General features: G+C 68.0%; 9 protein-coding genes and 4 pseudogenes. 9 read left to right on the top strand and 4 right to left on the bottom strand.

Annotation, left to right across the window (positions count from 1 at the left end; genetic code table 11):
* Nucleotides 1-75: 75 nt before the first annotated feature.
* On the top strand, nucleotides 76-1,974 hold the full coding sequence (gene nhaA, locus O3Q52_RS35655) for a Na+/H+ antiporter NhaA (protein WP_269652764.1): 1,899 nt from the start codon (nucleotides 76-78) through the stop codon (nucleotides 1,972-1,974).
* A gap of 36 nt (nucleotides 1,975-2,010) precedes the next feature.
* Here the strand turns inward: nhaA and O3Q52_RS35650 are convergent, their stop codons facing one another.
* Nucleotides 2,011-2,625 carry a glyoxalase gene (locus O3Q52_RS35650; protein WP_269652763.1) on the bottom strand — a complete coding sequence of 205 codons (615 nt, stop codon included), beginning with the start codon at nucleotides 2,623-2,625 and terminating at the stop codon, nucleotides 2,011-2,013.
* Nucleotides 2,626-2,939: 314 nt separating this feature from the next.
* On the opposite strand from O3Q52_RS35650, the gene O3Q52_RS35645 reads away from it, so the two are divergent.
* Complete coding sequence (locus O3Q52_RS35645; RefSeq protein ID WP_269652762.1) at nucleotides 2,940-3,731, top strand: inositol monophosphatase family protein; 792 nt, start codon at nucleotides 2,940-2,942, stop codon at nucleotides 3,729-3,731.
* A gap of 395 nt (nucleotides 3,732-4,126) precedes the next feature.
* Here O3Q52_RS35645 and O3Q52_RS35640 read toward each other — a convergent pair.
* Nucleotides 4,127-4,660 (bottom strand): annotated as a pseudogene (locus tag O3Q52_RS35640) (acyl-CoA dehydrogenase family protein); the annotation flags it as partial.
* Between the two features lie 19 nt (nucleotides 4,661-4,679).
* Between O3Q52_RS35640 and O3Q52_RS35635 the strand changes: the two are divergent.
* The 6 genes from O3Q52_RS35635 (at nucleotide 4,680) to O3Q52_RS35610 (ending at nucleotide 10,754) form a co-directional block, all read left to right on the top strand.
* On the top strand, nucleotides 4,680-5,003 hold the full coding sequence (locus O3Q52_RS35635; protein WP_269652761.1) for an HIT family protein: 324 nt from the start codon (nucleotides 4,680-4,682) through the stop codon (nucleotides 5,001-5,003).
* Between the two features lie 615 nt (nucleotides 5,004-5,618).
* Nucleotides 5,619-6,380, top strand: coding sequence for a DeoR/GlpR family DNA-binding transcription regulator (locus tag O3Q52_RS35630; RefSeq protein ID WP_189842377.1), 762 nt, complete (start codon nucleotides 5,619-5,621; stop codon nucleotides 6,378-6,380).
* An 82-nt stretch (nucleotides 6,381-6,462) separates the two neighbouring features.
* A complete protein-coding gene (locus tag O3Q52_RS35625; RefSeq protein ID WP_269652760.1) occupies nucleotides 6,463-7,833 on the top strand; it encodes a sugar ABC transporter substrate-binding protein in 1,371 nt (456 codons plus the stop codon).
* An 85-nt stretch (nucleotides 7,834-7,918) separates the two neighbouring features.
* Nucleotides 7,919-8,884, top strand: a complete 966-nt coding sequence (locus O3Q52_RS35620) for a carbohydrate ABC transporter permease (RefSeq protein ID WP_269652759.1) — start codon at nucleotides 7,919-7,921, stop codon at nucleotides 8,882-8,884.
* The gene (locus O3Q52_RS35615; protein WP_269652758.1) at nucleotides 8,881-9,768 is read left to right on the top strand and encodes a carbohydrate ABC transporter permease; all 888 of its coding nucleotides are present in this window, start codon (nucleotides 8,881-8,883) and stop codon (nucleotides 9,766-9,768) included. Before O3Q52_RS35620 ends, O3Q52_RS35615 begins: the two co-directional genes overlap by 4 nt.
* On the top strand, nucleotides 9,765-10,754 hold the full coding sequence (locus O3Q52_RS35610) for a zinc-dependent alcohol dehydrogenase family protein (protein WP_269652757.1): 990 nt from the start codon (nucleotides 9,765-9,767) through the stop codon (nucleotides 10,752-10,754). Before O3Q52_RS35615 ends, O3Q52_RS35610 begins: the two co-directional genes overlap by 4 nt.
* Nucleotides 10,755-11,176: 422 nt before the next feature.
* Here O3Q52_RS35610 and O3Q52_RS54250 read toward each other — a convergent pair.
* Nucleotides 11,177-11,470, bottom strand: a pseudogene (locus O3Q52_RS54250) (LLM class flavin-dependent oxidoreductase); the annotation flags it as partial.
* Nucleotides 11,471-12,150: 680 nt separating this feature from the next.
* Here O3Q52_RS54250 and O3Q52_RS35600 point away from each other — a divergent pair.
* Nucleotides 12,151-12,339 (top strand): annotated as a pseudogene (locus O3Q52_RS35600) (transcriptional regulator); the annotation flags it as partial.
* A gap of 241 nt (nucleotides 12,340-12,580) precedes the next feature.
* On the opposite strand, the pseudogene O3Q52_RS35595 reads toward O3Q52_RS35600, so the two are convergent.
* A pseudogene (locus tag O3Q52_RS35595) lies at nucleotides 12,581-13,106 on the bottom strand (XRE family transcriptional regulator); the annotation flags it as partial.

Genomic DNA, 13,106 nt, shown 5'->3' with positions numbered 1-13,106 from the left:
CCGGGCCGTCGGTGGCGGCCGTCCGCGCTTCGCCGGGTGCCGGGTCCTGAGTGGGGTCAGACTTGTGGGGTGACCGTGCCACCTGAGACCTCACCCCCGTCGGGACAGACCCTCTGCGGCCAGGACACGCGCGGCCCCCTGAGTGCCTTCCTTCGGACGGAGACCGGCAGTGCCTCGGTGCTGCTCGTCGGCGCCCTCGCCGCCCTCGTCTGGGCCAACATCGCCGCCGGTTCGTACGAGGCGCTGTGGGGAACCGAGTTGTCGGTCCGTATCGGATCGAGCTCTGTGTCGCTGGACCTGCGCGAGTGGCTGAACAGCGGGCTGATGACGTTGTTCTTCTTCGTCGTCGGCCTGGAGGCACGCCGGGAGTTCGACATGGGCGAGCTGCGCGAACGTCGGCGGATCACCCTGCCGCTGCTCGCCGGGCTCAGCGGCATGCTCGTACCCGTCGCGATCTATCTGTCCGTCAACGCGGGCGAGGACTCCGTGCACGGCTGGGGTGCCGCCATGTCGACGGACACGGCGTTCGCGCTGGGCATGCTCGCCGTCTTCGGGAGCCGGCTGCCGGGCAGTCTTCGGGTCTTCATCCTCACCGTCGCCGTCGTCGACGACTTCCTTGCCCTGGCCGTCATCGCCTTCGCCTACAGCGGAGCCATCTCCCTGCCCGCGCTGCTGACCGCGCTCGCGCTCTTCGCCGTCGTCCTGCTGGTGCGACGCACCCTAGGCATGCGCATCCCCGCCCTGTACGCGCTGCTGGGCACGGCGATCTGGGTGGCACTCCTGAAGTCGGGGGTGGACCCGGTGGTGACCGGCCTCGCGATGGGTCTGCTGACCTATGCCCGACCGGCGGAGCGCCGCGACCTGGAACAGGCCAGCAGGCTGTTCAGACGCTTCCGCGAACAGCCGACCCCCGAACTCGGGCGCTCGGTACGACGTCAGATCGCCTCGACGCTCTCCCCCAATGACCGCCTCCAGCGGATGCTGCACCCATGGACGAGCTATGTGATCGTGCCGCTGTTCGCCCTCGCCAACGCGGGCATCGCTCTCAGCGCCGGCCAGTTGGCCCACGCCTTCACATCACCGGTCACCCTCGGCATCCTGTTCGGCTATGTCCTCGGCAAGCCGCTCGGCATCATCGGCGCGACCTGGCTCACGACACGTCTCAGCGGAGGACGTCTGCACCCACCCGTCGGCTGGGGCGCCATCACGGCCGGCGGCACCCTGGCCGGGGTGGGCTTCACCGTGTCCCTGCTGATCGCCACCCTCGCCTTCGACGGGGACGTGCTGGAGCAGGCGAAGATCGGCATCCTGGCCGCCGTCCTCTGCGCCTTCCTCCTCACCTGGCTGGTCACCGCGGTGATCGGCGCCCTTCCGCGGCCCTCGCGTGCCCGAGCCCTCCTCGGCACCGGCCGCACGATCGTCGACCTCAGCGATCCCGTCGACATGGACCGCGACCACGTACGCGGCCCCCTCGACGCACCCGTGACCCTGCTGGAGTACGGGGACTTCGAGTGCCCCTACTGCGGGTTGGCCGAGCCCGTGGTGCGCGAGCTGCTCGCCGACTTCGGGGACCTGCGCTACGTATGGCGGCATCTGCCGCTCACCGACGTGCACCCGGGCGCCCAGCTCGCCGCGGAAGCCGCCGAAGCCGCCGCCCGCCAGAACAGTTACTGGGAGATGCACGAGCAGATGATGCGTCATCAAGGAGAGCTGCGGCCTGAGGATCTGCTCCGTTACGCCGAGGAGATCGGCCTCGACATGGACCGCTTCAGCGCGGACCTGAGAGCCGGTACGGGCGCCGCCCATGTTGCCGCGGACGTGGAGTCCGCCGACCTCAGCGGGGTGTCCGGGACCCCCACGTTCTTCGTCAACGGCCGTCGCCACCACGGCGCCTACGACATCGCCACCCTGTCCGCGGCCGTACGCGCCGCACGGGCACGAGCGGCTCTCACCGGAGCGGGTCAGGAGAGCTGACGTCCGGTTGCGCGGCGGCCGTCCGTGGGAGGAACCTCATGCCGCCGCGGGCTCCCACGCGAACCCGTCCGGGTCGGTGAAGGGCTCTTCGCCGCCGCCGATGGTCAGACGGTGGGACCCGCTGCCCTCCGGCGTGACTCCGGCGACCTTGGCCAGGCCGCGACGTCCGTACAGCGACAGCTTGACGGCACTCGCCGAACCGTCGAACTCGACGTACTTGCTCCCGAAGCTCTTCGCGACCGTGAGGCCGCGGTCGACGTAGAACTGCTTGGTCGCGGCCATGTCCGAGACACCCAGCAGGACAACGATCTCATCGATGTGCCGGCTGTCCGGGCCGGTGTCCTTCTTCGACGAGCTTGCGAGCTGCCAGATCGTGCCGTCCGGGGCCTGCACGACGCCGCCGTAGCCCCACAACGACTTCCTGGCGGGCTTCAGCTCGGTGGCACCGGCGGCCAGGGCAGCGCCGAAGAAGCCGTTGACGATCGACGGCTGGGAGACCACGAGCGACACCGTGAACCCGCGGAAGCCGGACGTCGGCTCCTCCGAAGCCCGCAGACGTACCTGTTTGCCCAGCCCGAAGGCATCCGTGTAGAAACGCTCGGCAGCCGCGGGGTCGGCCACCTCAAGGGTGAGGAAATCGATTGAGGTCATGTCATTCACGCTAGCTGTGCATCCGTGACCGGCGCTTCTTGAATCCTGACCGGTGTTGCCACACCTGGTGCCACGCATGGGGCAGCAAGAAAGCACACGGGGGTTACCCGACCCGGCCGCCAGTGTCCCGACCAGCGCCATTTCGCGGGTTCTGACCGGGCCACCATCTCCGCAGGACGGCGTCTCTGAAGTTCTGGGCTCTGGCACAGATCTTGGGGAGTGGTCGCGGAGCGTGGCAGCGCGTTCGATTGCGAGCATCGGGACGGGTCTGGCAGTCGAAGATCTGAGCCTCGGCCGCCGATATCCTGCGTGACATGATCAACTCGTCTGCGGGCTCTGACGATGCCGAGGTCGCGATAGCTGCGGCATGTGCCGGCGCCGACGTAATACGCAACCTGTACGGGCAGCGCCTCGCCCGCAGCGACAAGGGCGCCGGGGACTTCGCCACCGCCGCCGATGTTGATGCCGAGGAGATGATCCTCAGCGTCATCCACGCCGCTCGGCCCGATGACGGTGTGCTTGGCGAAGAAGGCGGACAGCAGGGCGCCGCAGGGGCCGCGCGTCAGTGGCTGGTGGATCCCCTCTGCGGCACGCTGAACTACGCCGTCGGCAGCATGCTCGTGGCCGTCAACGTGGCGCTGCGCAGTGGTGCGGCCGCAGTGGCCGACCCGTTCAGTGGCGAGGTCTTCTTCACCGATGGTGAGACCGCCTGGGTGCGCCACAAAGGTGGCGATGCTCAGCTGGCGCCCACATCTGCCACTCGACTCGTGGATGTCAATCTGGATCCGCCGTTCCCCAGCGCACCCGGCTTCCGGGCTGTGAACCTGCTGGCCCAGCAACGTTTCGTGGAACGGTTCCGGCCCCGGGTTGTGTCCACGACTCTGGCATTGGCCTGGGTCGCCGCCGGCAAGCGCGCCGCATACGTCACGGACGGCGGCAACCTGTCCGAGAGTGTGCATTTCGCTGCCGGCATCGCGCTGTGCCAGGCTGCCGGCTGCGTAGTCACCGGGATCGACGGCGCCCCGATCGGACAGGCAGGCGGCGGACTCGTAGTGGCCGCCGACGGCGAAACCCACCAGCTGCTGATGTCGATGATCCGCAGCTGAAGCCGCGCAACGGACAGAGCAGTTGTGGAGCGGTGGCGATGGCGGGCAGGGACGGCTTCGCACGCAGGCGGACAGCACGGAGACCGTGCGTACGCCAAGGTGGTGCAGCCCCCTCCCTCCGCGTCGCACCCGCGTTGGAGAGCACGTCCACCGTGCAGCCGTTGCCGGGGGCAACGCGAGTCAGGTCCGCCTCGACGCCTCAATGCACACGGCTGCCCTGAGGCAGCCGTGTCCACGAAGCAACGCCGACGCCACCGGACGGCAGTGGACGTCATAGCGGCCGACTCGCTCGCCTCCCACACATCGAACGTCCTCCCGGTCGAAAGTCAGGTCAGGTTGCGGAGAGACACCGGGCACTCGCAGCGTCGGGCAGGTGCTTCACAGGGCAACGATCATCATGCGTCCAGACCACCGCGCTTGACGAGCTGGCTCGCGATGACGTTCCGCTGGATCTCGTTGGTGCCTTCGCCGACGATCATCAGCGGGGCGTCACGGAAGCAGCGTTCGACGTCGAACTCCGTGGAGTAGCCGTAACCACCGTGGATGCGCACGGCGTTGAGGGCAATCTGCATGGCGGTCTCGGAGGCGAACAGCTTCGCCATGCCGGCCTCCATGTCCACCTGGCGGTCGGCATCGGCCTCTCGGGCCGCGTACAGGGTGAGCTGCCGGGCCGCCGTGAGCGAAGTCGCCATGTCCGCCAGGTAGTTGCCGATCGACTGGTGCTTCCAGATCGGCTTGCCGAACGACTCGTGCTCCTGGGCGTAGGTGAGTGAGTCCTCCAGGGCCGCGCGGCCCACGCCGAGTGCCCGCGCGGCGACCTGGAGACGGCCGGTCTCCAGGCCCTTCATCGTTTGCGCGAAACCCTTGCCCTCCGCGTCGCCGAGGACGGCCTCGGCCGGCGCCCGGTAGTCCTCGAAGGACAGCTCGCAGCCCGTCACCCCAGGCCACTTGCTGGTCATCCCCAAGGCCCACGCGGTGGGACTGGAGGACCTTCAGGAGGACGTCGGCGTCCAGGTCTGGAAAGTGGCGCATCGGCTCGGGCGCGCACTGCGCCGATCAGGCTTGCGGTGTGAGGGCGTCAACTTGTTCCTCGCGGACGGGGAAGCCGCTTTCCAGGAGGTTCTCCACGTTCACCTGCATGTCTTCCCCCGCTTCACAGGTGACCCATTTCGCATTGATGCCGACTGGCGGGTGCAGGAGCGAAACCAGCTCGACATGACGGCTGCTGCCGTCCGTGGCGGCCTCGCTGCCCTCGACGCCGGGCGACGCTGACGACCATCGGTCTCCGGGCCGGACATCATCTCCGGCTTGAAACCAAGGAAGTTCATCGCGTGCTCCCTGCGCGCACCAATTCCCGGGGCCACTTCAAGACGTCCCGATGACGGCGAAGCGTGTTCAATGCCTTCCGCTCATGGCGCAGGGAATGAGCAACTCGGCCGCGTGCCGCGAGGGTGCGGCCGCCTGAGGCAGGTGCTCCGCCCGTCCGCGTCGCCGTTCCAGGCGTTGACGGTGGGGCAGCCCTTGGCGTCCCGGCCTGCGCACTTCAGCGCCCCCGCCGCACGACGACGACCGTCATCGGCTGATGACCGTCATCGGCTCCCCCTCAGTCGGGGAGCAGGCAGCAAACGGGCACGTTCCGAGCCGACCCGGGTGGGGATCTTGCTCCGTTATTGGCCGAAGAAGGCCCCTGTCTGCGGAAATACCGCATTCGAAACGGTCACATCCGGTCATGGAACTCGTGACGTTTTGCCTGTTCATGAGGCTGTGCGTGCTTATAAATAGTCCGCATGAACCCGAACGGGCCGGGCTCTGTGAAGGCGTAAATGCGCCAGACCGGAAAAGGCCGGGCCGAGTGTCGGGTCGGAATCGCGGAGGGGAGGTGTCGCCGTGGACGCCGAAGAACGCCGACGCGCCATCCTGGAGGCCACACGTCGTGTCGGCTCCGTGGATGTGGGCAAGACCGCAGCCGACCTGGGCATCTCCAAGGAAACCGTGCGGCGCGACCTGAACCTGCTGGATGCTCACGGGCTGGTGCGGCGAACCCACGGCGGCGCCTACCCCGTCGAGAGCGCCGGCTTCGAGACGACGCTCTCCTACCGCACCACCAGTCAGGTCAGGGAGAAGTCGCGGATCGCTGCCGCCGCCGTGGAACTGCTGGGTGACGCGGAGACGGTGTACATCGACGAGGGCTACACCCCACAGCTCATCGCCGCGGCTCTGCCTCGCGACCGTCCGCTGACCGTGATCACCTCCTCCCTCGCCGCGGCCGGCACCCTGGCCGCCGTGGAGAGCGTCACCGTGCTGCTGCTCGGTGGTCGCGTACGAGGCGCCACGCTGGCGACAGTCGATCACTGGGCGACCCACATGCTGTCCGGCCTCGTCATCGACCTGGCGTACGTCGGCGCAAACGGCATCTCTCGCCAATGGGGACTCACCACTCCGGACCCCGCTGTGAGCGATGTAAAGGCGCAGGTCGTGGCCGCTTCCCGACGCCGGGTCTTCTCGGGCGTCCACAACAAGTTCGGAGCGACCAGCTTCTGTCGTTTCGCCGAGATCGCAGACATCGAGGCGATCGTCACCGACACCGGGCTTCCTGCATCCGAAGCCCATCGCTACTTCCTTCTGGGGCCGCAAGTCATCCGGGTTTGACCTGCGTCCTTCTCCAACTCATCACGCACTCGCTCGACCGGGCCTGGGCCTCCCATGCCCTCGAACACCTCTGGAGTCAGCCATGACCATCCGAAAAATCACCCATGCCGGGAGAAGCGCTCGCGCCGTGCTCGCCGCCGTGGCCGCAGGCTCGATGCTGGCAGCGTGCAGCGGGGCCGGCGGGTCGAGCTCCGGAGGCGGGGGCGAGAGCATCAACGTCCTCATGGTCGGCAACCCGCAGATGGAGGACATCGCGAAGCTGACGAAGAACACCTTCACGAAGGACACCGGCATCAAGGTCAACTTCACGATCCTTCCCGAGAACGAACTGCGCGACAAAGTCACCCAGGACATCGCCACCCAGGCCGGCCAGTACGACGTGGCCACCATCGGCGCCTACGAAGTGCCCATCTGGCACAAGAACGGCTGGCTGCACGAGCTGAGCTCCTACGCCGGTAAGGACTCCGCCTTCGACGAGGCCGACCTGCTCAAGCCCATGGTCCAGTCGCTGTCCGGAGACGACGGCAAGCTCTACGCCCTGCCGTTCTACGGCGAGTCCTCCATGCTCATGTACAACAAGGAGGTGATGGCCGAGAAGGGCATCACCGTTCCCGAGAAGCCCACTTGGCAGCAGGTCGCCGACATCGCGGCCAAGGTCGACGGCGCCCGCCCAGGGATGAAGGGCATCTGTCTGCGCGGTCTGGCCGGCTGGGGCGAGCTCGGAGCGCCGCTGACGACCGTGGTCAACACCTTCGGCGGCACCTGGTTCACCAAGGACTGGAAGGCGCAGGTCAACAGCCCGGCGTTCAAGAAGGCGACGAACTTCTACGTCGACCTGGTCAGGAAGCACGGTGAGGTGGGGGCCCCGCAGGCCGGGTTCACCGAGTGCCTGAACGCACTGAGCCAGGGCAAGGTCGCGATGTGGTACGACGCGACCAGCGCGGCCGGTTCCTTGGAAGACCCCAAGTCCAGCAAGATCGCCGGCAAGGTCGGCTACTCGTACGCACCGGTGGACAGGACGGACAGCTCCGGCTGGCTGTGGACCTGGGCGTGGGCGATGCCCAAGACCACCAAGAAGGCCGACGCCGCCTCGAAGTTCATGCTCTGGGCGTCCGGCAAGGAGTACGAGAAGCTCGTCGGCAAGGAGCTCGGCTGGTCGCGCGTTCCCGCCGGGAAGCGGGCCAGCACCTATGAGCTTCCCGAGTACCAGAAGGCGGCCGCGGCCTTCGGCGACATCACTCTGAAGTCCATCGAGCAGGCGAACCCGACCAACCCCGGTGTGCAGCCGCGGCCCACGGTGGGCGTCCAGTTCGTGGCCGTCCCCGAGTTCCAGGATCTCGGCACCAAGGTGACGCAGGAGATCTCCGCGGCCATCGCGGGCAAGACCAGCGTGGACAAGGCTCTGGACAAGGGCCAGAAGCTCGCGGAGGAAACCGCCAAGACCTACCAGTGACCTCCCCTCGCCCGGTCGGCCGTGGCGCCGGCCGGGCACCGCTTCCCCATCCCCCGGCCGTCACCGGCCGGCGCAAGGACCCCTCATGACCACGCTCATTCCCGCGCCCAAAGCGGTGCGCACACACCCTCCGCATCAGCCAGGCAGGCGTGAAACGGTGCACAAGTGGCGTCGCCGTTTCCCGCTGTTGCCGGCGCTGATCTTCACGGTCATCGTGACGCAGCTGCCCTTCGTGGCCACGCTCGTCATCTCCACGTTCCAGTGGAACATCCTCAAGCCGGGCGAGAGGCACTTCACCGGCCTGTCCAACTACACCTTCGTCTTCACCGACGAAAGGCTGCGCACGGCGGTACTGAACACCATCGTGCTCACCGCGTCGGTGGTGAGTATCAGCATGGTCCTCGGACTGGGTCTGGCACTCCTCCTCGACCGCCGCTTCCCCGGCCGGGGCCTGGCACGCACCCTGCTCATCACGCCGTTCCTGGTCATGCCCGTCGCGGCCGCGCTGCTGTGGAAGCACGCCATCTACAACCCGGACTACGGACTGCTCAACGGCACCCTCAACGCCGTCTACCGGCTCTTCGGAGCCGAGAACGGCCCCACCGTCGACTGGGTGTCGAACTCGGCGATGCCGGCCGTCGTCGTCGCACTGGTGTGGCAGTGGACGCCGTTCATGATGCTCATCCTGCTGGCCGGTCTGCAGGCGCAGCCCGGTGACGTTCTGGAGGCGGCCCGCGTCGACGGAGCGTCGGCCATGGCGACCTTCCGCTTCATCACCCTGCCGCACCTGCGCCAGTACATCGAACTGGGCGTCCTGCTCGGCACGATCTATGTCGTGCAGACCTTCGACGCGGTCTTCACCATCACCCAGGGCGGTCCCGGCTCGCAGACGACCAACCTGCCCTACGAGATCTACCTGACCATGTTCCGCAAGTACGAGTACGGCGAGGCGGCCGCCGCCGGCGTCGTCGTCGTGATCGGCTCCATCGTCGTCGCCACGTTCGCCCTGCGGACCATCGCGTCACTGTTCCGCGAGGAGGTCTCCCGATGACCGCGCACGCAGCAGTCGCCGCCCCCAGGACCGGGCTCAGGAAGTTCCTCCGCCGCAAGGACGACCACGGCGGCCCACCGCGGCTGACACCGGGGTGGACCTTCACCGCCTGGCTGGCCACGCTGGCCTTCTTCGCCCCGGTCGCGTGGATGGTGCTCACCTCCTTCCACCAGGAGGCCGACGCCGCCACCAACCCGCCCAGCCTGCTCGCGCCCCTCACCCTGGACCAGTACGAGCTGCTGCTGGGCCGGGACATCACCCCGTACCTTCTCAACTCGGCCATGGCGAGCGTGATTTCGACGCTCCTCGTCCTCGCTCTTGCGGTTCCGGCGGCCTACGCACTGTCCATCAAGCCGGTCGAGAAGTGGACCGACGTGATGTTCTTCTTCCTGTCCACCAAGTTCCTCCCCGCCATCGCGGCCCTGCTGCCGGTGTACCTGATCGTCAAGGACGCCGGGATGCTGGACAACGTGTGGACACTGATCGTCCTCTACACCGCCATGAACCTGCCGATCGCGGTCTGGATGATGCGCTCCTTCCTCGCCGAGGTCCCCAAGGAGATCCTGGAAGCCGCCGAGGTCGACGGCGCCGGCCTGCCCACCGTGCTGCTGCGCATCGTCGGCCCCGTCGCCATGCCCGGACTCGCCGCCACCTCGCTGATCTGCTTCATCTTCAGCTGGAACGAGTTCCTCTTCGCCGTCAACCTCACCGCCACCAACGCCTCCACCGCTCCCGTCTTCCTCGTCGGGTTCATCACCAACGAGGGGCTCTTCCTCGCCCGTCTGTGCGCCGCCGCCACCCTGGTGTCCCTGCCTGTCCTCATCGCCGGCTGGGCTGCCCAGGACAAGCTGGTTCGCGGCCTGTCCCTAGGAGCAGTCAAGTGAAAGCCGCCGTCATCGAAGCCCCCGGCAAGGTCACTGTCACCACAGTCCCTGACCCCACCCCAGGGCCGCGCGAGGTCGTGGTGGACGTGGCGGCCTGCGGGCTGTGCGGCACGGACCTGCACATCCTCCAGGGCGAGTTCGCGCCGAGTCTGCCCATCGTCCCCGGCCACGAATTCGCCGGAGAGATCGTCGGTCTCGGCACCGAGGTGACCGAACTGGCCATCGGCGACCGGGTCGCCGTCGGCCCGTCGCTGTACTGCAACGAGTGCCGCTACTGCCGCAACGGCCGCAACAACCTCTGTGACCGGTGGGCCGCGATCGGCGTCACCGTTGCCGGCGGCGCCGCGGAATACGCCGTGGCCCCTGTCGCCAACTGCGTCCGGCTGCCCGAGCATGTCGACGTGGCGAACGCCGCCCTCGTCGAGCCGCTGTCCTGCGCGGTCCGGGGATACGACGTGCTCAACGCCAAGATCGGGGCAAACGTACTCATCTACGGCAGCGGCACCATGGGCCTGATGATGCTGGAGCTGGCCAAGCGCACCGGTGCCGCTTCGGTGGACGTCATCGACCTCAACCCCGAACGCCTCGCCACAGCCGAGAATCTCGGCTGCTCAAGGGCGGCCGCCTCGGCGGAGGAGTTCCAGCAGCCTGCCGGCTGGCAGGTGGTGATCGACGCAACCGGCAACGCGGCCGCCATCCAGGACGGCCTGGACCGCGTCGCGAAGGCGGGGACATTCCTGCAGTTCGGCGTCTCGGACTACGCGACAACGGCCACCATCTCGCCCTATCGCATCTACAACCAGGAAATCACCATCACCGGATCGATGGCCGTCCTGCACAGCTTCGAACGCGCGGCGGACCTCTTCGCAACGGGAGTGCTCGACCCGCAGGTGTTCATCAGCCACCGTCTCCCGCTGGACGACTACCCGCAGGCTCTCGCCCAGTTCGCCGCGGGCCAGGGGCGGAAAATCGTCATAGCGCCCTGACTCAGGCGGCCAGGTTCGGATGCCCCCGACGTGCCCGTGAGAGGGCGTTCTGCGGGAGTTCGGCGGCCCTCGTCAGGTCGCGTATCGATGTGGGGAAGCAGCCTTCGGCTTCCCCACATCACTGTCTCCGACGCATGCGCCCCTGCCCGATCGGCGGTACCGGGAGGTGGTCACCGGCCGTACACGTACCGCAGCATCGTCCGCCGGCGCTCCGGGCTGTGTTCGAGGAACAGCTGGGCCAGCCTTGAGTTCGTCGACCTGCGCGCGCAGGTCGCCCACGCCGTCAAGTCCGCCGCCGCGGCCTGACCACCGTACCGACGAAAGGAAGACGTGGGGGACACTCCGGTCGGTCCCGCGGTCACTCCTCGCTGACCTGTGCAGGGGAGGCCCGGCGGCGGTTTCCCGCGCGCCGGGCCTCCCGTTCACCTCCGGCTCCACTCCTCCGCCAGCAGTTCGTACGACCTCACCCGGTCGGCGTGGTCGTGGGTGATGGTCGTGATGAGCAACTCGTCGGCGCCAGTGGCCTCCTGGAGCCGTGCCAGCCGGTCGGCGACCCGGCCGGGCGAGCCGACGAACTGGGTGTCGGGGCGGTCGCGCACCAGTTCGCGGTCCTCATCGGTCCATGGATGGACGCGGTCCTCCTGCGGGGTCGGATACTCGATGGCCCCCTCGGCCGTGCGGATGCTGCGGACCCACGGGCCGTATCCGGCGGCCATGGCGATGAGCCGGCCCTTGTCCCGGATGCCGAGATACGTGCCGAGTTCGACGGTCCGCTTCAGGAAGGGACCCGCTCTGGTGTGTGCGACCAGGTCCAGGATCTCCGGTACGTCGTCGGGCCCGAGCCGTACCGCTTCCGGAGCGTGCTCGGCCCGCAGCCCGGTGTCGACCAGTTAGACACCCCCGCCGCCACCGACGACCACCCAGCCACCGGGGACACTTTCAACTCCCTTGATCCGTGCAGTGGTTCCGGCCCCCACCAGCGTGCACAGGTCGGCCCACGCGACAGGATCCGCCGGTTCGGCAAGGGCGGCGAAACGCGTAGACGTCGGCCGGATACCGGGCGGCCCGGCCCACCCGTTCCGCGAAGCGAGCCTGCGGTCCGGCCAGCGCGGCCCAGACCGCGTTGTCCAGAAGGTGCATGCCCGGGTTCGCCGGTGCTTCGCCACTCTGAGCGTCGGCCGGACGCGGCACGGCGGCGGAGTCCGTGAGGAACGAGGACGGTGCGGAGGCGGGGTTCTGCTTCACCGGACGCCTTCAGACCGTGGGCAGTGCTGAGGCTTCACCACACCATGTCCAGCAGGCAGTTGAGGGATTAATCATTGCAGCTGCATGAAATTCCGTTCGGGCCATGCCGGGTCGTCCGACGGGAAGCGTGCGTGTCAGAAGCCGATGGTGTCCGCAACGCGGAGTCCTCCGACTCAGCCATCCAGCCGGATGCGAGCTCCGGCTGCTGCGGGAGACACTCGAACTCCCCACTGATGCGCAGCAGTTGACCGTCCTCCTCCCTTCGGACGACAAAACCGCCGAGGCCGTCGAACAACTCCGCCGCAGGAGCCGGCACAGCACGCTGCGGGCCATCTCCTGAAACCGTCGGCGTTGTCTCGGACGAGCCCGGCCAATTCGGCGTTGGCTGCGTCTCTCCTACGGGGAAGCTCTGAACTGGGAGAACGCTGCTTGATGATGACTCAAGAGTTCCCCGGGCCGCACTTCGAGGCCCTTGGCGATATCCAGGACTGTCAGCACTCCTGGCTTGCGCCCACCGGCCAATCGGACGGTGGAGGCCGCCTGGGCTGTGGCAACAAACAGCAGGAGGCGGGGTTTTCGTTTCAGCGGGTGTCCAGCAGGCCGGCGAGCAGTTGGAGTCGTTCGGCGTCGGGGCCGCCGTCTTCGGCGGTGTAGACGATCAGCATCGGACCGGGATCACCTGGCAGCGGGTAGGCGTCCCAGTCAAGGTTCAGTTCCCCGACCAGCGGGTGGTCGACGCGCATCCGGCCACGGGTCGTCTCGTCCACGTCGTGGCGGGCCCACAGGGTGGCGAACTCACCGCTGTGGACCGCGAGTTCACCCACCAGTTCCGCGGCGCGCGGATGGCCCGGATGGGCGGCGACCTGCGCGCGGAGCATCGCGGTCAGCTCGGCGACGGTGGCTGCCCGCTCCGGGCAGGTCTGGTCCGCCTCCGGGTGCAACAGCAGTGCCAGCAGGTTGCGCCGCGCCCGCGGCCGCTGGGTGAACTCGCCCAGCAGCGCCCCGGCCAGCGGACTCCAGGCCAGCACGTCCAGGAAACGGCCGACGACCAGCGCGGGCACGGGCATGGTGTGCAGCAGCCGCAGCGTGGTGGGCGGCACCTCCTCC

This window comes from Streptomyces sp. ActVer, assembly GCF_027270795.1.
Taxonomy (GTDB): Bacteria; Actinomycetota; Actinomycetes; order Streptomycetales; family Streptomycetaceae; genus Streptomyces; species Streptomyces umbrinus_A.
This window is presented reverse-complemented; position numbering and strand designations above follow the sequence as displayed.

What these genes read in the sequence shown, in the direction of transcription:
- O3Q52_RS35650 (WP_269652763.1), bottom strand. Translation starts at nt 2,625, where the DNA reads ATGACCTCAATCGATTTCCTCACCCTTGAGGTGGCCGACCCCGCGGCT.
- O3Q52_RS35645 (WP_269652762.1), top strand. Translation starts at nt 2,940, where the DNA reads ATGATCAACTCGTCTGCGGGCTCTGACGATGCCGAGGTCGCGATAGCT.
- O3Q52_RS35625 (WP_269652760.1), top strand. Translation starts at nt 6,463, where the DNA reads ATGACCATCCGAAAAATCACCCATGCCGGGAGAAGCGCTCGCGCCGTG.
- O3Q52_RS35620 (WP_269652759.1), top strand. Translation starts at nt 7,919, where the DNA reads ATGACCACGCTCATTCCCGCGCCCAAAGCGGTGCGCACACACCCTCCG.
- O3Q52_RS35615 (WP_269652758.1), top strand. Translation starts at nt 8,881, where the DNA reads ATGACCGCGCACGCAGCAGTCGCCGCCCCCAGGACCGGGCTCAGGAAG.